This window comes from Bradyrhizobium sp. USDA 372 (assembly GCF_053629095.1).
Map to the genome: position 1 here is coordinate 4411353 of NZ_JBRJHR010000001.1, position 18831 is coordinate 4430183.

Annotated in this window: 16 protein-coding genes; 11 read left to right on the forward strand and 5 right to left on the reverse strand. The window is 58.8% G+C overall.

Annotated features, from left to right (window positions below):
- The first annotated feature begins 15 nt into the window (after positions 1-15).
- Complete coding sequence (locus tag AB7M16_RS20815) at positions 16-2601, forward strand: phage/plasmid primase, P4 family (protein ID WP_453945067.1); 2586 nt, start codon at positions 16-18, stop codon at positions 2599-2601.
- A 582-nt stretch (positions 2602-3183) separates the two neighbouring features.
- Positions 3184-4152 carry an ABC transporter substrate-binding protein gene (locus AB7M16_RS20820; protein ID WP_453945068.1) on the forward strand — a complete coding sequence of 323 codons (969 nt, stop codon included), beginning with the start codon at positions 3184-3186 and terminating at the stop codon, positions 4150-4152.
- Between the two features lie 162 nt (positions 4153-4314).
- On the opposite strand, the gene AB7M16_RS20825 is transcribed toward AB7M16_RS20820, so the two are convergent.
- Positions 4315-4779: a MaoC/PaaZ C-terminal domain-containing protein gene (locus AB7M16_RS20825; RefSeq protein WP_439401982.1), complete on the reverse strand. Its 465-nt coding sequence runs from the start codon at positions 4777-4779 to the stop codon at positions 4315-4317.
- A gap of 1697 nt (positions 4780-6476) precedes the next feature.
- On the opposite strand from AB7M16_RS20825, the gene AB7M16_RS20830 reads away from it, so the two are divergent.
- The 5 genes from AB7M16_RS20830 to AB7M16_RS20850 all read left to right on the forward strand — a co-directional run bounded on the left by AB7M16_RS20830 (position 6477) and on the right by AB7M16_RS20850 (position 12230).
- Positions 6477-7406, forward strand: coding sequence for an ABC transporter substrate-binding protein (locus AB7M16_RS20830; protein WP_453945069.1), 930 nt, complete (start codon positions 6477-6479; stop codon positions 7404-7406).
- A gap of 218 nt (positions 7407-7624) precedes the next feature.
- Positions 7625-8416 (forward strand): cache domain-containing protein, encoded by a 792-nt coding sequence (locus AB7M16_RS20835; protein WP_453945070.1) that lies wholly within the window; start codon positions 7625-7627, stop codon positions 8414-8416.
- A gap of 683 nt (positions 8417-9099) precedes the next feature.
- A complete protein-coding gene (locus AB7M16_RS20840; RefSeq protein WP_453945071.1) occupies positions 9100-11187 on the forward strand; it encodes a glycosyltransferase family 2 protein in 2088 nt (695 codons plus the stop codon).
- A 42-nt stretch (positions 11188-11229) separates the two neighbouring features.
- Entirely contained in the window at positions 11230-11931 is a 702-nt protein-coding gene (gene bcsS / locus AB7M16_RS20845; protein WP_453945072.1) for a cellulose biosynthesis protein BcsS, read from the forward strand.
- A 134-nt stretch (positions 11932-12065) separates the two neighbouring features.
- Complete coding sequence (locus AB7M16_RS20850; protein WP_453945073.1) at positions 12066-12230, forward strand: hypothetical protein; 165 nt, start codon at positions 12066-12068, stop codon at positions 12228-12230.
- A 638-nt stretch (positions 12231-12868) separates the two neighbouring features.
- Here AB7M16_RS20850 and AB7M16_RS20855 read toward each other — a convergent pair.
- Together AB7M16_RS20855 and AB7M16_RS20860 are read right to left on the reverse strand one after the other, a co-directional pair.
- Entirely contained in the window at positions 12869-13111 is a 243-nt protein-coding gene (locus AB7M16_RS20855) for a hypothetical protein (RefSeq protein WP_453945074.1), read from the reverse strand.
- 136 nt (positions 13112-13247) lie between these two features.
- The gene (locus AB7M16_RS20860; protein WP_453945075.1) at positions 13248-13469 is read right to left on the reverse strand and encodes a hypothetical protein; all 222 of its coding nucleotides are present in this window, start codon (positions 13467-13469) and stop codon (positions 13248-13250) included.
- Positions 13470-13635: 166 nt separating this feature from the next.
- On the opposite strand from AB7M16_RS20860, the gene AB7M16_RS20865 reads away from it, so the two are divergent.
- Entirely contained in the window at positions 13636-13875 is a 240-nt protein-coding gene (locus AB7M16_RS20865; protein ID WP_453945076.1) for a PilZ domain-containing protein, read from the forward strand.
- Positions 13876-14198: 323 nt separating this feature from the next.
- On the opposite strand, the gene AB7M16_RS20870 is transcribed toward AB7M16_RS20865, so the two are convergent.
- Positions 14199-14387, reverse strand: coding sequence for a DUF3606 domain-containing protein (locus AB7M16_RS20870; RefSeq protein WP_453945077.1), 189 nt, complete (start codon positions 14385-14387; stop codon positions 14199-14201).
- A gap of 109 nt (positions 14388-14496) precedes the next feature.
- Between AB7M16_RS20870 and AB7M16_RS20875 the strand changes: the two genes are divergently transcribed.
- Positions 14497-14967 (forward strand): hypothetical protein, encoded by a 471-nt coding sequence (locus AB7M16_RS20875; protein ID WP_453945078.1) that lies wholly within the window; start codon positions 14497-14499, stop codon positions 14965-14967.
- Positions 14968-16644 carry a PHP domain-containing protein gene (locus AB7M16_RS20880; protein ID WP_453945079.1) on the forward strand — a complete coding sequence of 559 codons (1677 nt, stop codon included), beginning with the start codon at positions 14968-14970 and terminating at the stop codon, positions 16642-16644. It begins immediately after the preceding gene.
- Here AB7M16_RS20880 and AB7M16_RS20885 read toward each other — a convergent pair.
- A complete protein-coding gene (locus AB7M16_RS20885; protein ID WP_453945080.1) occupies positions 16602-17015 on the reverse strand; it encodes a hypothetical protein in 414 nt (137 codons plus the stop codon). The two genes, AB7M16_RS20880 and AB7M16_RS20885, sit on opposite strands and share 43 nt — an antisense overlap.
- A gap of 1063 nt (positions 17016-18078) precedes the next feature.
- Here AB7M16_RS20885 and AB7M16_RS20890 point away from each other — a divergent pair.
- Positions 18079-18831 carry a DUF3618 domain-containing protein gene (locus tag AB7M16_RS20890; RefSeq protein ID WP_453945081.1) on the forward strand — a complete coding sequence of 251 codons (753 nt, stop codon included), beginning with the start codon at positions 18079-18081 and terminating at the stop codon, positions 18829-18831.

Sequence of the window (18831 nt, forward strand, 5' to 3'; positions counted from 1 at the left end):
GCGCGAATCATTGGATTGACGGCCTCCTTCGACCTCGTTTTCGAGGTGGAAGGAAGCACGATGAATAGTCGGGAAAGGGAGGGGGCCGGGAAGCCCGGCAGCAGCATGGCGGCCGCGGCGCTGGCGAACGCGGCGAAGGGCTGGCCGGTTTTCCCGTGTCATCCCGAGACTAAGCAACCTCTCGTCAAGGCAGACGCGGATCCGGTCACCGGCAAAGCCATCCCAGCATCAGGCGGCCTCAAGAAGGCCACTACTGACAAGGCGCAGATTGAAGCTTGGTGGCGAAAGTATCCTAACGCCATGATAGGGGTGCCGACAGGCACGCCCATAGGCGCCTTCGTGGTCGATATCGACGCCGGAACGGATAGCAAGACAGGCGAGGTCTATGACGCCGTGGAAATCCTCGGTCGTCTCGAGGCCACGCTGGGGTGCCCGCTGCCGCCGACAAGGGTCTGCCGCACTCCGCGCGGCGGTTTGCATCTGTACTTTCGATTGCCCGAAGGTGGCGCGGCGATGCCACGCAATCGTGCCGGCATCTTGAAGCGGGTCGATGTGAGAGGGGAGGGCGGATACGTCATTGTTCCTCCTTCACTTCGGTCAGACGGCGCTGGTTATGTTTGGCAGAGCGCGGACGATGCTGCCGAGGCCTGGGCGCCAGCCGAACTGCTGGGTTTTTTGGCGGCACCATCTCGCCGCGATGGTTTGCGCCAGCCCAGCGCCAGAACAACCTCAAAAGAGGCCTACGGTATGAAGGCCCTTGCTGATGAAATCCGTGTCTTGCGCGACGCAGCGGATGGTACTCGCAATGACACGCTGTTTCATAGCTCCATAAAGCTGGCGCAACTTGTAGCCTCCGGGCATCTCGACGAAATAGTCGCTCGCTCCGCCCTTGAATCGGTGGCGAGGCAGTGGCCAAACTTTCAAAAGTCAAAAACAACAATCGCCTCTGGCTTTGCGCGCGGTCTCGCCGAACCGAGGTCAGTCCCCACGCGCGCAGTCAAAAATCGACCTGCTGAGCGGGTTGATGACCTCGCGCCGCCGGCACCGAAGATCGCCGCCTCTATTCTCGAGCGCCTCGGTTTGGATGAGGATCACCAAATCCAACTCGACAGAGAATTGGCTCAGTGTCCCCTGACGGATCTAGGTAATGCCGAACGCTTTGCCCGCCGGATGCAGGATCGGCTGATGGCGGTGCCCACGCGGGGTTGGTTTCAGTGGGACGGCCGCCGGTGGACGATGAACGGGGCGGAGGACGCGGCGCGAATTGCGGCGCAGTACGTGGCACGCTCCATCCAGCGCGAGGCGGATGCGCTCTCCGAAACTGAAGAAGACGCCGTCGTCGAAGTTCGCTCTCCTGGTGCCAAATGCGAGCGGGAAATCAGGTTATCCGACAAATTGAGGGACTGGGGTAGAGAGACAGAAAACGATCGGCATTTGACCGCACTTCGCAGGCAGGCCGAGCCGATGATGGCGATCGACCAGGCGCGGCTCGATGCCGATCCGATGAAGATCAACACGAAGAATGGGACCCTTAAGGTCAATCGCAGCGGTGACGAAGATCCTATCAGCTTTTATCCTCATGATCCCGCCGATCTGATCACGAAGGTCATCGATGCCGACTACGACGCAAGCGCGACGTGTCCGGTGTACGACGCCTTTTTGAAGAAAGTTCAGCCCTCACCTAAAGTGCAGCGCTTCCTGCACCAATGGGCTGGACTCGGGCTGACGGGCGACACGTCAGAACAGAAGCTGCTGTTCTTCTGGGGAAAGGGACGCAACGGCAAGACAACGCTGGTGGAGGCGTGGGCGTCGATTTATGGCGACTACGCGTGCTCGCTTGCCGTTGAAACCTTCATGGACAATGGCAGGGGGAGAAGCGGAGGTCAGGCGACGCCGGATCTCGCGCTCCTCCCGGGAATTAGGTTCGTCCATACTGACGAGCCGGCGCGTAACGCGCGCTTGTCGGAAAGCCACGTAAAGCTACTGACCGGAGGCGACACGATCCAAGCCCGGGAGCTGAACAAGGGCTTCTTTAGCTTCAAGCCGCAGTTCAAGTTGACGATGTCGGGCAACTACCGGCCGAAGGTGGACGGCGGCGAGGCGTCTCAGGGCACGTGGCGCCGCCTGATCATGGTGCGCTGGGCAATTACGGTTCCCGAGCAAGAGGTTGATAGACAGCTATCGGCAAAGCTCAAGGCGGAGGCTTCGGGCATCTTAAACCGATTGCTAGATGGCCTTCGCGATTGGATCGACCACGGCCTGCTCGTCCCCGAGGAGATCAAGGAGACGACAGAGGAGTACCGCAGCGACAGCGACGTCCTTGGTCGCTTCCTCCAAGAATGCACCATGCGGGCGGAGGGGCAGCGCCTGTCTAACGCAGAGCTCCACAACCTGTTTGTCGTTTGGAGCAGGAAGAACGGGGAGCGGCCATGGACAAAGAAGAGTTTGACCAGCGCTATGAAGGAGCGGGACTACGAGCAGTCCCGAGGGGAGGAGCGCTATTGGAAGGACATCGTGGCCACCAAGGCGGTGGGTGACTTCGCGGTCAGCGCCTCGGCTGAGGACGATTTAGAGGGTGAGGAGGCCGAAAACGACAGTTGAAAGTGTCGGGAAATACGAGCGTCCAGGAAGTGTCGGAGCCAAAAAAGCTCGAGAAAAGTGGGGCTTCCCGACAGTTTCGACACTTTCGACACTTCGTTGCACAAAACTGGCTAAGCGCGCGCCCGCGCGCGCAGGAAGGACTGGCTCAGGACACCCAAGTGTCGGAAGCGTCAAGCTGGTCGGTGTCAACCGGGTGTCAACCTTGTCAACCGTGTCAACCTAATTTTTTGAATGCTCTGGCTAGCGAGACCAAGGGGTGCGAATTACCCGCGGTCGCTCGGAAAGCCAGAGGGACCCGCGAAACAAAAAGGACCGACCGCGATGAAGCGATCGGCCCGCTGGATGCAGCAGAGTCTCGAAAGGAAACATTCAAGGAGGGGGAGCGGCAGTGCCTACCAGGCATGGCCGCACACCCCTGAGTCGGCTCACCAGGCCGGTTTTGCCTCAGTAGCTGACCTGTCGCCGACGCGTCGCATGGTCAGCTTGTGACCCAAAGCGGTCCTGCGCACATCCCTCGCATGCGTGCGAGGACCAGCGAGACGTGATACTCTACCACCTCATCCTCAAGGCGATGAGGTTCGAATGAAACGGCGCCAGTTCATAGCGGTTACTGCGGCGCTTCTCGTTCTGCCTACGCGTCCTGGGGCGCAGGGAAAACTTCGCCGTATTGGTTTCTTGAGTTCTTTCTTGGAGGCGCGAGGTCGCGACGCGTGGCACAACGGACTAAGCCAACGGGGCTGGATTGAGGGCCAGAACCTGTTCGTCGAATATCGTCATTTTGCCGAAACGCCGGATCGCCTCCCGAACTTCGCTGCCGAGTTAGTGGCTTTAACTCCCGATTTAATAATCGCCGCCGGGCCGCAAGCGGCCGTAGCACTGAAATCGGCAACTGCTACCATTCCGATTATCTTCGTAGTTGTGGCCGATCCCGTGGGGCTTGGCCTTGTGCAGAGCCTCTCGCGACCAGGCGGCAACGCAACGGGATTTGCAACCTTTGTTCCGGGAAGTTTTATTGGAAAACAAATAGAAATCCTCCGAGAATTGGTTCCCCACGCCTCGAAAATTGCTCTCTTGGCCAATCCGAACAACCCACTCCATAGGCGGGCATTAGCCGAAGAGACACCCAGCGTAGCCCGGCAGTTGGGCGTGGCTCTGCCGATAGTTGAAGCGACCACGCCCGAGGAACTGGATAGCGCCTTTGCTTCGGCCGCCGCTCAGCACGTCGATGCGATCACGGTCTTTAGCGATGATCTGATCAATCGCCATGCCCAGCGAGTTATGGCACTCGCAGCGAAGCATCGTCTGCCCGCGAGCTATCTTTTCCGACCATTCGCCAATGGCGGATTGGTCGTCTACGGCCCCGATGTACCAGATCTATTTCGCCGTGCGGGCGGCTATGTTGATAAGATCCTCAAAGGCACCAAGCCTGCCGATCTGCCCGTAGAACAGCCGACCAAATTCCAGCTAGTAATCAACATGAAGATTGCGAAAGCGCTTGGTCTGAGCGTACCACACGCCTTGCTCGCTCGGGCCGACGAGGTGATCGAGTAGGGCTGAACTTCCGCTTGTGGCCCATCGCTTCCGTTGGCATGTCGCAGCGAGATGTCAGCAGCCGGGGGCAAACCGGAACTGCCAGACCGCCGGTCAAGTCGGCGCTTTTGACCCGCAAGAGACATCGGAGCGAAACCAACCGACGGCACCTTGTAGAACGGCTTACGCCGATTCTTTCGCGTCTGGTCGCCTTGCGACGAGGATTGTGCCGATGCATTGCAGGGCGATTTCGTTTCTTTGATTACGTAATCGGATTTGATTGCGCACGATACCGCGATCAGGTTTCGATTTTGATTCCAGCTTCTCCAAAATAATCGCTTCGAGATTAAGTTCATCTCCTGGGCGTACCGGGTTCGGCAACCTCAGCTCATCCCAGCCCATTCCGGCGAGGACATGGAGAGGCCGAGGCTGGAGCTTGGGCGTGAGCGAGATGAAGACTGCAAACGTGTGGGCGCCCGATGCGGTTAATCCACCAAAAATTGAACGTGCTGCTGCCTCCTCATCGATGTGGCGCGGTATCGGATCGTATTGCTTGGCGAACTGAATAATCTCTTCCTTCGAGACCAAATAAGGACCTGCCTTTCTGGTGGCACCAATTTCGGCATCTTCGAAATATATACGGGTCATTGGTCAATCCTTCGAGCGGACTTAACTATAGGGATGGCAAACGCCACTATAGTCTCTGTGCCGCTCAAGGTCAGCACGGTCGGTTCTGGAGGAGGAAGCTAAGGTTGAGTTCGGCTTTTTGAGGTAGACCGGACGCCGACCAGACCAACCGTTCAGGGCAGAGTTTGACCCGGAGCGGACCTCCCTGTTTATGGAAAATTGAGTATTGGTCGTGGCCACGGTTGACCTTCCGTCCTCATGCAACCAAAAGAGGACCGACCTAAGATGATGGAGGCCGAAGCAACCGCATGAGCCCCATTTGGAAGACAACAATCGCGATGGCAGGAGTCGTCGGGAGTTGCAATTTCGCTCCATCGCTCTTCGCACAAAGCGCTGATGCCATAAATTGTTCAATGAAGCTTGCGACATTCGTGACAGAACTCGATAGCTTGTTGGCCCGGAAGCCGAACGATTTGAACGCAATCTACGCGTTTCTGCTCGATCACATGCCGGTTCCCGGCTGTACTTTCGATGCCGCGTCCCAAACGATCAAGAGGTCCATTTACTTCAAGGGAGAGGAAAGAGCTTCGGGTGGCCGCAGCGTCCAATTCTCTCTTTCTAACTCGACCACATTCTCGCCGGGAGCCGCAATATTGCTAGTCCTAAAGGATAACGGCGAGTGGGAGCGTCCATTTGCGATCTGGCACCCGACATATCCTTAGCTCCTTCACGACCGCTTCTGGCCCGAGGCTGACCTTAGCTCAAAGCGTCGCGAGGTCTGCTTTCCGTAGGTGACCCGAACAGGGTGATGCGAGCGGGTTGAGGTAGCGTTTGACCCTGGCTGTGTAAAAACGCGAAAGAAGGAAGCCCGGCTAGAATTACATTCTTCAATTGGTTCTCAAAGTTGAATGCGCTCGCGAGGTTGACCGCTAAAACGGTCTTGAACGAATAACTTCTTCAATCGCCTTAAAGCGTCCTGGCGTTTTCACACAGCCAAGACCCTAAGCGAACTTGGGCGACGGTCAGTGGTGGCTCAATTTGAGTAAGTTACCGAAAGAATAATTACTTCTCGCTGCGTATCAAAAGATACATGACTAAACCCGGCGCTGTGTCATTATGCCTTCATCACGGACCGGACCTTGGCTTTTATCCGTGACGAGAACGCCGATTGCGCTCCCGCCTTCCTCCAATGGAAAGGAGCGCGTTATGACGATCATTCGTCGGCGTCGTTTCAAACAAACTAAGTCACTTAAAGAACGGCTTCTCGAAGAGGCTCACAAGCTCTTGGAGGAGGCTAGGTTGCTGCCACACGGACCGGTGCGCGACGCGGCATTAAGAAGAGCGAGGCAAGCAGAGACGGCCGCTCACATGGACGATTGGCTTAACTCGCCCGGCCTACAGCCGCCGAAGAAGGACGATCTCCGGGGGCCGAAGTAAGGCCGCCTCAGTTCGCGGCCTCTTTCATTGGTTATCCCTCACTTCCGCTTGTGGCCCGTTGCTGCCATGCTGGGTTGCCGGTTGGATGTCCGGAGTTGGCGGTGAACCAGACGTAGCCAGCCATCGGTTCAAAGGTCTCAGGTTGACCCATCTGCGACATCAGCGCGCATATGCTGTGATGCATAATACCGCTGAGATTTGAAACATATGTTAGGCTGTCGCTCGGCCTTGAGGGCGACCAAATGCGACGGCGGGAGTTCATAACGCTTGCCGGCGGTACGATGGTGGCGTTGCCGCTCGCGGCGTTGGCCCAAAAAGCGGGACGGACCTATCGCCTCGGTTGCTTGTCTCCGCATCCTCGCGATATTCAATTTAACGTACGTTTTTTCGAGCAACTACGGCGCGCTGGTTTCATTGACGGCCAAAACCTCACGATTGATTACCGCGCCTTTGCACCTCATAGCGATCTGACTTCGCAACTTGCGGCGGAGCTGGTCATAGCCCAACCCGATGTCATCTATGCTGCTGGACCCGAGGCAGTTGACGCAGTACAGCAGGCAACCACGAGTATCCCCGTCGTTGGGATCACAGGCGATATGGTCGCGCAGGGCTTGGTAAAATCGTTCGCCCGGCCCAATGGCAATATCACGGGGATCAGCATTTTTGGCGCTGAGCTTGACGGCATGCGACAGGACATCCTGATCGAAGCCGTGCCTGGAATTCGCCGCATGGCGGCTCTCGCCGATACCAGCTTGACTGAGGCGAAGGCTCGCGCTCTGCAAGAGGCGGCGCGCGCAAAAAACGTCGAGCTTTCAATCTATCGCGTCACCAGAGCTGAGGAGATTGTCGCGACTATCGATAGGGCACAGGCATCGGGGGCCACGGCGCTAAATGTTCTTGGTTCCGGGATGCTCGACGGCAATGGTCCGCGGATTATGGAACGAGTTGCAGCACTGCGCCTTCCAACCATGTATCAGTGGGGAGTGCGGGCCGAGCAAGGTGGCTTTATCGGCTACGGCCCATCCTCCGATCACTTGGCAGACCTTACTGCCCGATTTGCCGCGAGCCTTTTGCGCGGCACGATGCCTGCTGATCTGCCGGTCGAACAGCCGACGAAGTTCGAGCTGGTGATCAACCTCAAGACCGCTAAGGCGATAGGTGTCACGGTTCCGGCGGTCTTGTTGGCGCGCGCCGACAAGGTGATCGAATGAGATGACGGTGTTTGCGGCCCTGCATGAGTCTGCACGGCCCAAAGGTGCAGCTCCAGACAGCGTCTCTGTTGTCGGGCTCATCGGGGGAAACCGGAAGTAACCTGCCGTGCCGACAAACGACGTTCATGACCCCAAGCGGTCCTTCAAAGAAGGCCACAGTCCCACCACAAAGTGCTAGGCTCCCCATCCCAAAGGCTTGGTAGTTTGAGGGAGGAGGCATGCGGCGACCAGCACTCATCATTGTTCTAGGTCTCGCGATGGCGTGGCCAATCGCTGCCCATGGACAGCCGGACGGTCGGGCTTTGCGAGGCCAAATTCTTCTCATGCAGGCTGAGTGCATCGCCGACAAGGTTGCTGAGTTCATTAAGCAAAATCAGAACCAAGTTGGTTGGACCACGCAGCCGCCGCCGACGGGAGGCTCCATCGAGCAGCGTCGGTTCGACGCGCTGCGGCTTATGCGCCAGGCTCCTGCTATTACCGAGCTGTCGCTACTCGATGGCGAAGGCAAGGAGTTCTACAAAGTATCGCGTTTAGCCATGGACGTGGTTGGCAGCGGCACTGACTACTCCAAGGAAGCGAAATTCACCGAAACGGTGGCCAAGAAGTTCTACTACGGGCCGGTCTATTTGCGCCGCGAGTCGGAGCCTTACATGACCTTGGGACTGGCCAGTACACGGCCCGACGCTGGCGTGAGCGTGGTCGAACTCAATCTCATCTCGATTTGGGATATTGTGCAACAAACCAAGGTCGGCAATCGAGGCGTTGCCTATGTTGTTGACGCCGGGGGGCGTATCATCGCACATCCGGATTTCGGGGTGCGAAAGTCTCTGCGGGATTTGTCAACCCTTGCCCAGGTGCGGGAGGCGCGCACCACGACAGCTTTGACGGGAACGGCGCACATCACGCGTGACATGAATGGTCAAAAGGTCGTCGCTGCCTACGCGCGCGTCGCGGGGCTCGGCTGGTTGGTCTTTGCGGAGTTGCCGATTGAAGAGTGGACAAAATATTGAGAAAAGCCAAGCCAATTGCTGCGATGCATACGTCTCTTCTTGGCCCGTGGCTGACTTTCGGTCTTGGCGTCGCCCTGTCCGCTTCGGATAGCTGAGCGGAATAGCGCCTTGGCGCTGCTCTGGGCAGCCTTTGACCCTGGCTGTGTAAAAACGCGAAAGAAGGAAGCCCGGCTAGAATTACATTCTTCAATTGGTTCTCAAAGTTGAATGCGCTCGCGAGGTTGACCGCTAAAACGGTCTTGAACGAATAACTTCTTCAATCGCCTTAAAGCGTCCTGGCGTTTTCACACAGCCAAGACCCAAAGCGGAAATCGCCGAATGGCGCCGCTAGCAGTCGATCCAAATTTGCAGATGCTTGGGTTCGGGGCGGTCGGTTGCGCGAGCTGCTCAGTCCCTTAAGGATCCCAAAGTTCTAGTGGCTGATAGATGTCAAAACGCGCTTTGCCCGTTCTCCTGATGCCGATGGAGATCTCGGGTTAGCTGTATGGCTCTGCTCCAGCACTTGAGCGCACGTGGTGCGGCCGCCAAACGTTGGTTTTCAAAGACGCGGATGCCGCAAAATGCACGCGGATTGCCATTTTTTCCCACGATCCAGACCGCATTTGCGTCACCTTTCACCTCGCATTTGGCGCCCGCAAATCCGTCATCACCGCACTTCCGCATCACTGGGGCATCATTCCTAAATGAAGCACGAGATCCTGTTGACCCGCGTCGCCGCGGGCGTGAGCACGCTCGCGTTTGCTCTTGGCCTCGCCACCGTGCTTTCTGGTTTAGAACCGGCCTTCAATGGCCCTTTCTTGCAGAAAGCCTTCCTGACTCTGGTTTTCTGTGCTGCCGTGATCAGCCTGTTTTATGGGAACATCGTTTATCAGCTGACGCGACTTGGCGAGATCAGACGGCATGCCGCCCACCGCGAGGAGGCGAACCACTGCCGCCCGGCTGAAGATACGGAAGCGCCGCGGATCAGCATCCTCATACCGTCCTATAAAGAGCAGATCCCGGTTATAATGCAGACGGTGTTGTCGGCGGCTCTTTCCGAGCATCCAAATCGGCGAATCACGCTGCTCCTTGACGATCCACCGACGAGCAAAGGGGCCGATCTGGCGGGACTCGAGGCCGCGCGCGCTCTGATCTTTGAGCTGCATGATCTTTTCCGTGGAATGTCGCAGCGATTTCAAACGGCCGCCGAGGACTTCAACGTGCGCCGTGCCTCGACCGGCTTTTCCCTGGAGAAAGAGGGCATAGTCCTCGCCGGGCTTTACGTAGAAGCCGCTGATTTCGTGAGCGAGCTGGGGCTGCTTTACGCGGAGCGTTCTCAGCCGGTGTTTGCTCATGGAGACGAAGTTTTCGCTCGCGAAGTCATCGATCAGCTCGATGCCGAGTATCGGAGGCTTGCCGACGCTCTTCGCAATCCAAGGGACCTCAACTTTGGGCGCATTCGCTCCGAGTACAGACGCTTGGTCAGGCTTTTCGAGGTGCCGATCGGCTGCTTCGAGCGCAAGCGATTTGGAAACCTCTCTCATGCGCCAAACAAGGCGATGAACCTCAACAGCTATATTGGCCTGATTGGACGCGCCTTTCGCGTAGCCAAGGGATCTGATGGTCGCTCGGTTCTCAAAGACTGTCCCGCAGGCGAAGCAGACCTCATCGTGCCGCCGGCGGATTACGTCCTCACCATTGATGCCGACAGCATCATTCTGCCCAACTACATCGGCAAGCTCGTCTCCATCATGCAGGCAGATCCAACGATCGCCATTGCACAGACGCCATACTCTGCCTATCCAAATCCACCTTCAAGGCTGGAGCGAGTTGCAGCTGCAACTACCGATATTCAATATCTCGTCCATCAAGGATTTACGGCCTACAACGCAACCTTTTGGGTAGGCGCCAACGCAGTGCTGCGGCATTCAGCCTTGAATGACATCAAGGCCATGACGACGGAGCGTGGTCATGTCGTACCTGTCTTTATCCAAGACAAAACGCTTATTGAAGACACGGGCTCGACGATTGACCTCGTCGCAAAGGGATGGCGCCTACACAATCATCCAGAGCGACTCGCATACAGCGCCACGCCTCCTGACTTCGGCGCGCTTGTCATCCAGCGCCGGCGATGGGCAAATGGCGGTCTGATCATATTGCCGAGCCTTCTTGCGCATTGGCGTGATCGCGGGTCGGCTCGCGCGGGTGGCCTCGAAACATTCGTCCGGTCCCATTACCTCATCTCTCCGGCGCTCGCGAATGTTGGCTTGTTGTTACTTCTCGTGGTTCCCTTCGGCGAGGGATTCTCGAACATCTGGTTTCCGTTGGCTGCGGCGCCGTACTACCTCTTGTATGGACGAGACCTCATCCGGTGCGGATACAAATGGTCGGATGCAGTACGGGTCTATGCACTGACGCTGTTGCTCGTGCCTGTTAATCTCGCTGGAGTCTACCGATCCCTGGAGCAATTGGTTACGGGGCGTAAGAGTGCGTTCGCCCGCACTCCCAAGATCGAGGGGCGGACCGGAGCGCCCCCGTCCCATCTGATCTTCTTGGCCGGTCTCCTGACGACTTCTCTCGTTTCGGCCGCAGCCAATCTGTGGGGAGGTAGCGTGCTCTTCTGTGGCTTCTCTGCAGCAAATGCCGCGTTTCTTTTGTATGGCATCTGGCGCCTGATTGGATGGCGCGATGCCGTCGAAGATATCAAGGCTGGTATCTCGGTACGAAAAGCCGGTCAATACGCTCGCGGAGAAGCGACGACGCTTGCTAAGCAGTCGAGCCTCCGGGTGTAGGCACATGGCATTTCGTCGATCACATGCGGTCGGAGGGAGCCGGTGAAGTTGCTAAAGGGCTTCGCTTCGGTCTTGACGGCTAGTTTGGCAGGCGTCGCAGCCGCGGAGGAGCCGCCGCGCCTCTCACTGCAGAGTACCAGTGATTTTGCATCCTACGGCGCTTTTTACACTGACCTTACGGCCCTGTATTCTCCATTCGGGACTCTGTGGGAGCCTGGCTGGCGCGTGGAAGGCATTACCTCAGCACGCCGCTACAGCTTTGTCGAAGACGGCCAGAAACGTGTCGGCCTCGATGCAACGCTGGATGTGCTTGCGGGATACCAATTCACCCCGAGTGGCTGGTCTTGGCTTGTCGCCGCCGGCGTGACGGGCGTCAACAGTCACGTCTATGCCGCGCCTGGCTTGCCGCGATCCGACGCACAGCTGTACGGACTGAAGGTGCTCACTTCGCTGTACGGCAAGCCAACTGACCAAACGATGGTCTATGTCCAAGCACACTACAATACTGCATCCGAGTTCTATTACGCGCAGGGCAAGACAGGCATAGCAATCGCCCCAAACATTTTTGTGGGACCTGAAGCGGCCTATTCAGGCAGTTGGACCTACAACCAGCTTCGTCTTGGAGGACACATTACAGGGTTTACCGTCGGCAGCATGAATACGGGCGTCTCGCTCGGCTATGTCAGCGATAGCAACTACGGCAAAGGCGTATATGGCGGCTTGAACTTTCAGATCAATTTTTGACCTGAGACCGGACTGGTGATGAGTGGCCATATGTACATTTTTTGCGTCGTCATGCAGAAAACCGGGGCAGCGTTTGCGCCAAAGCGGCCCAATTTTGTCTCTGAACAACTTCTCGATTTGTGCATTCCAAAAGCATGCAGATCGATCAGGAAAATCTGGCAATCAGCGCTCTCTGCCGCGAGCTGGCCAAGGTGTTTTCGGGAGAGATCAGCACCCGAAACCTGCGGGATTTGAAAGCAGAGCTGCTGGCTCAACTTCGCGATCTTGCCCGACGCTCGCCCGACCGCGAGCATCCTTAATCCATCGTTAAGCATTTGATTAATATTTGTTACTAGGCTCGGTTTTATGGACAGCATAGCCGCGGCGCAAATCCCCGATTGGACAGCTCAAGAGCTGGAGCGACTTGTTCAGTTAGCTAGAAGCAGGACAACCGCGGCAGAGGCAGCCAGGCTCTTGGACCGGCGGGTCGGCTCAGTCCGCCGGCAGGCTCGGCAGCTCGGGATACTCCTCTACAGGAACAAACCTAGCCGAGGAACTTACGGGCTCCGATGTGCTTGATCTGCATGCCCAGGGAGATTGCGATAACGCTCTGCTCTTTGGCCGCCGCTTGTGCGGTGGCATTTAGTTTGGCTGCACTAGTCTCTCCTCACTAGCCAGAAAGGTCGCCCCGCCCGGCGGCCTTTTTGCGCTAGCGCGATTGCCTATGACCCGAGATCTGGATGAGTAGGCCTGTAGCCGAACATCCATTCAGAACATTCCGATCAAGGTGAAAAGGCCGATCTCCACCATGAAGGTCACGGCCATGATTGCCGTGAGAAACACATCGCCCACCGGGAGAGGGGGCATGGCGCGCCTCGCACGTTGCGATGCCCCGAAGCGCATTAGCCAACTCCCGCGAGCGGGAGTGTTTCAGTTCCATGCCGTCTTGGGCGGAGATTCATTCGCCGCTTGATCGTTCCTGCGGCTGCGTCTGAGCGTGCTCGTCCTCGACGGCGCGGAGCAGGGCGGCAAGGCTGGAATATTCCACGCCATCGCGGGTGTAGCGGTTGACGCGCTCGACATAGCGGGCCGATCCGTCGGGCCTGCCGCGCCAGCTGAACAGCAGCACGGCGCTATTGTGTTGGCGCAGAACGTGGCCGGCGCCATTACCGAAATACTTGCTCATGGCGTGGCGCTTCATGGCCGCGCCTCCAGCTTCGCCCAACTCGCCCATTCCCCGGATGTGCGTCCCAGAGGGGAGTGTTGCTATTGTAGGCGAGGAGAGATCCGGCCAAGGTGAACAGCTTCACACTTCACGGTTTTCAGACGATATTCGCCTAGCGCATTTCGAGTTTGCTGATTGCCTGCGCTGATATCTTTGCAGGGTCTTTGATCCCGCTTTGAGCGATTTTGATGATTGTCTTCGCCACCAATTCCGCGAGTGGATCGTCACGATCCTTAACGCAGAGTGTGCGTAAGGTTTGCTCGTAAGCCTTTGTAATGCAGGCAATCTGCTTCGGTGCCAAACCGCCGGTTTGCAAATGCCGGTAGATGGCCATGTCTCGCCCTCCAGCACGCCTGAGGTCGCACAATATCATGGAACCGGCGCTTAGCGGGAACTGCCCGTCATTCGTTCTACCCACAAAGTGGTATTTTGCCCTATGAGAACAGAACAAGTCCAAGAAGCCTAATCCACTTTTTAGAAATCAGTGGGAGCTTCTAGCCATGCAGGATCGATCCTCCCAGCGCCGTCGCATTCTCAAGGCCGGGCAAATTGTGTTCGGCTCATCGGCCGTTGATTGCATCGTTCGCGATATCTCCGCGACGGGTGCCCGCATCCAAGCGCGGGGCCCGCTTTGGTTTCCTGACAGCTTCGTGCTCGCGATAAACTCGGATGGCACTTCGAGGCGTTGCCATATTGTTTGGCGAAAGGACGGCCAGATCGGTGTAGCTTTCGACGAGTAAGGCCGCCTCAGCTAGAGGCCCTCTCCTTTCGAAGTCGCCTTGTGGTCCCTTAGCTGTCTTTGCCAGCACACCCGCCTCCGGTCCGCTTTCGGGAGGCAGCCGGACCTTTCTGAGGTCTTCAGAGCAGCGACTGGAAGCGGCCGCTTGCCCCAAACATGCGAAAGCCCGGCACATGGGCAAGGCTTGTCCATCGGAATCCCCGCATCTTCCACTTCGCTGTAGAGCGAAGATGAATGCGTCGGGGGGAACTGCTCCGTTCGAGCCCTTCGCGCTGGCGGCCACTTCATTGGTGTTCTTTCCAGAACCTCAATTCGGCCCAAAGCTCACTTGCGCTTTAGCTTCCGCTCCACCTTCTTCCGGCTACTTCCCACCTTCTTGACCGCCTTCTTCACCGCCGAAGCGGAGCGGTGAGTCTTCTTCGCCTCGTAACGAACCTCGTAATCCTGTCCGCCCGCCACGCGTGCGCGATCCTGCTTGCGACCGCGAGCGGTCGACTTCTTCGCCTTAGCCATATTGCGCCTCCATTCTTTGCGAAACGCATAGAGATTCAGGTGGTTCCTTGCCCTGGGTCTGCCTTGCGGCTTGGTCGGAACGAATCCACCGTACATGGGTCCATCCGGGATGGATTCACCAAATCAAATTCGACGGCTGCCGCTCCAGGTCCATCTGGCGAACGAAGCCGTCAAAGTCTTCACCGGTCGCGGTCTCCGACTGAACCAACCGCTCCAAGAAGGTCGCCGAGGGCGCCTGGCACATCAAGGCGGGATCGGCGAGGGCCGAACAATCGGCGAGAACGGGCGTTTACCGACCATGTCAGACGCATTCGATTATTTCCGCGCCTATGCTGTGCGAGCTCTTTGCAAAGCGCGATCGATGCCGAAGGGCCGGATGAAGCACCTGCAGCTTGTGGTCGGCCGCATCTTTAACCTCCTCAAGAAGGAGGCGGCTTATGGCCCGAACACGCAGCACTTGGAAGACTTTCGAGCAGCGCAAAAGCTAGAACGATCTTTGGATAGTCGCCCGAACGACCCGGCCGCTCGACCTCGCTTTGCCGCGACGAACTCTCATCAGGCAGAGCAGGAGGTTCGTTGAGTGGCCTCCCTCGACGCTCGCGCCGTAGCAGGTCTCCTGCGGGAATATGCGCAGCGCGCCGCCCTTCGTGGCGGCAACCCGTACCGGGCAAAAGCCTATTCTCGCGCGGCGGACAGCTTGGGCGCTCTTACGGTGTCTTTGGACGTGCTCGTTGCCGAAGACCGGCTCACTGAGGTGCCCGGGGTCGGCGACGCGATAGCCGATATCATTACCAAGCTTCACAAGACGGGCACTCCAAGCCTGGAAAAGCTGCGGCGGGAGATCCCCGAGGGTGTGCTCGAGATGCTCGCCGTGCCTGGCCTTCGTCCGGACAAAGTGCTGCGGCTCTACAAAGATCTGGGCATCGCCTCTCTCGCCGAACTAGAGGCCGCTGCCAAGAACGACCGCATCAAGAAGGTGAAAGGACTTGGTGCCGCGCTGCAAACCAAGATTCTGCAGAACCTGGCCATCGCGAAGAGTGGAGAAGGCCGTCTCCACCTGCACCGTGCCGCCGCCCTGCTCGCGCACGCTCAGAATTCCATCCGGAAGGCTCAGCCCGAGCTAAAGCGTGTGACGATCGCCGGCGACTTCCGCCGTGGATGTGAACTCGTCCGCGACCTTGCGATCGTTGCGGAGGCCGCTAAGTCAAGCAAGACGTCGAAGCCGCCAGCGGATGGTCTGCAAATCTCCGTCTCCGACCGCAAACACTTCGGGGCCGCCCTTCTTTTCGCCACCGGCTCCGCCGCCCATGTCGAGCAGCTCCAGACATTGGCCGCGGAGAAAGGAATGCGGTTGGAGCCCGATGGCTTGCATAAGAGCCGCACGCTGATTGCGGGCGAGGAGGCCGACATCTATCGCGCTCTCGGGCTGTCATTCATCGCTCCCGAGCTCCGGGAGGGGCGGGGCGAGGTCGAATTGGCTCTGAAGGGCAAGCTGCCGAAGCTGGTCACCGACGACGATCTCCGCGGTATCCTTCACTGCCACACGGATGCTTCCGACGGCGCCGAGACCCTGGAGACGATGGCGAAGGCGACCCGTCAGCGCGGTTTCGAATATTTCGGGGTCGCGGACCATTCGAAGTCCGCGCACTATGCCGGTGGTCTCGCCGTTGAGGAGATCGTGCAGCAGCACCGGGAAGCGGACCGGCTGAACAAGCGGTTCGCCAAAGATTTCCGAATCTTGAAAGGCATCGAATCCGACATTTTGGCGGACGGGTCGCTCGACTACGACGAGGAGGTGCTTGAACGTTTCGACTTCGTCGTCGCCAGCATTCATGGTCGTTTCAAGCTGGACCGCAAGGCGCAGACGCAGCGTTTGCTTCGGGCCATTTCCGATCGTCACACAAGCATCATCGGCCACATGACCGGGCGGCAGCTCCAGCGGCGGCCGGGCTACGAGATCGACGTCGAGAAGGTGCTTCGGGCATGCGCGAAGCACGACGTCGTCGTCGAGATCAACGCGCATCCCTGGCGTCTCGACTTAGATTGGCGCTGGCACCAGACGGCGCTTGAGTTCGGCTGCATGCTGAGCATCAATCCAGACGCGCACTCGATTGAAGAGCTTGACCACATGCATTGGGGCGTCGAGATGGCTCGCAAGGGCGGCGTGCCTGCCGATCGGGTCCTGAACGCGATGCCGCTTTCCGAAATCACGCGCTACCTCCGCCAGAAGCGACGTTCGCTTTCCCGCGCTGCCTGATGTCGCCCGGGCACGATCTCGCGATGGAGGGAAGGGTGGTTGCGGTCGCCGCCGATCGCGGGCACCACTTCAGCAAGCCTTCCCGGGACTGGATCGTGCTGCTGGAAGGCCACGGAGTCGAAGGCGACGCCCACGCTGGCCCCTTCGTTCGACACCGCTATGTCGCGCGCCGCCGACCCCGGCTTCCCAATCTGCGGCGGGTCCACTTGATCCCATCGGAGCTCTTCGCAACTCTCGGGGAGGCTGGCTTCGAGGTTGGAGCCGGAGAGCTCGGCGAGAACATCACAACTGCGGGCCTGAACCTCGAACGGATGCCGCTTGGGACACTGGTCGAACTCGGGCCTACGGCGATTATCGAATTGACCGGCCACGGCACGTGCTCTCATTGGCGGAAACGGGTCCCGCATTCAGATGTGGGGTGCTGGGCGTTGTTCGAGCCGGCGGAACGGTCGCAGCCGGCGACATCGCGCGGGTTCGGCTCCCGTCCTCCTCATTTCGGATGCTGCCGGCCCTATAGAAAGGGGGAGGTTCTCACCTCAGTCGCTGTGGCATTCCGAACCAAGCCTCGCCCTGAAGCAGCGTCATTCCGACACCCGTGACAGGGATTGCAACTTTTTCCCGGTTCCACTGTTGGGGTTGACCCGGCCGCGACGGACGCGCCGGCCTTACAGGGAGGCACAATACATGAAATGGATTTGCAGGCTTAGCTATCTGACGTGCGCTGTTGCCATAGCTTTTACAACGTCGGTCACGGCGATGCCTGTTGCGCCTCCTAATGCAATTGGTGGGCCTGCCTCGACTGCGATCGAAGTCAAGGGTGGACACGGTCATGGCGGCGGCCACGGGTGGGGGCACCGCGGTGGCCGTGGTCACCATTACGGGTGGGGAAGAGGGCGTGGCCATCACTACGGCTGGAGCCGCCACCGTCATTGGTGAATCACAACCAGGGCCGCTCGATAGCGGCCCTTTTTTTCATACCAGACGGCGAAGAGCCTCTCTGGCCCTACGCTAGATTGCTTGCTGACGTTCCTCGCGACCGCGTCTTCTCAGGCCGATGTCTTCTCCGCGGATATCCGGCAAGCAGCATTACCACTGTCGCCCGCCACTCCCCTCGCGTTTGAGCAACAGTTTTCATCGCCCCGGCAGGCTGCGAAGCGAGACGAGGAACGATTCAACACAGCGTGAGTTCGACATCAAATTCAAGAAACAAAGCAAGAGGGTAACGCGATGACACGATCCGTGGAGGAGTTGAGACGCCAGTCCGAGCGTAGCCGCGCGGAGCTGGCGGCGACGGTAGGACGATTGAAGGAGCAGATAGCGGACACCGCCGACGACATTCGCCACAAGGTCTCGCCGCAGCACATCAAATCCGAAGTTACCGAATACGTCAGCCACAAGACCCAGAGCTGGGTCGAAGCGCTCAAGCAACAGATCATGGACAACCCGATGCGCGCAGTGGCTGCGGGCGCCGCAGTGGGCGTTCCATTGCTGAGGTTGGCACGAGGTATGCCGCTGCCGCTTCTCATGATCGGGGCGGGGCTGGCGCTGACGTCGAAGACAGTGCGGGATCGCGCCGCCGAAGCCACCGGTCCGGTCATGGACAAAGCGGGGCGCATGCTTGACGAGGTGACGGAGGGCGCGCGGTCCATGCAGGGCGAGGCCAAGGAGACGCTATCCTCCGCCCAAAGCCGGGCCGCCGGCATGGCTGATGACGCCCGGGACAAGGCCGCAGGTCTCGCCGCTGATCTGCAGGCGAGCGCGGCGCAGGCCGCGAGCTTCGCGAGTGAAAAGCTCAAGAGCGGCATGGACGCGGCCAAGGATGCCGCTGCGAGCGCGCCCGACCAGGCCCGACAGACCATCGGCGACAACGCCGCGCTGATCGGAGGCTTGGGCATCGCGATCGGGGCCATCATCGCTGCGGCTCTTCCCGAAACCAAGGCTGAAGCCAAGGCGATGGGCGGAGCAAGCGATGGAGTGAAGCAGGCGGCGGCCGCCGCGGTGCAATCCGGATTCGAGGCAGTGAGAGACGCGACCACGTCTGCGGCCGATGCTGCGACGCAGAAGGTCGCCGAGGCAGATCTCGGCAGCCATGCCAGCCGCGTGACTCAGAACATCGCCGACACATTGAAAGAGGCTGCCGACGACGTGGTCAAAGCTGCCTTTAGCCCCTCTCAACCCAACACCTGA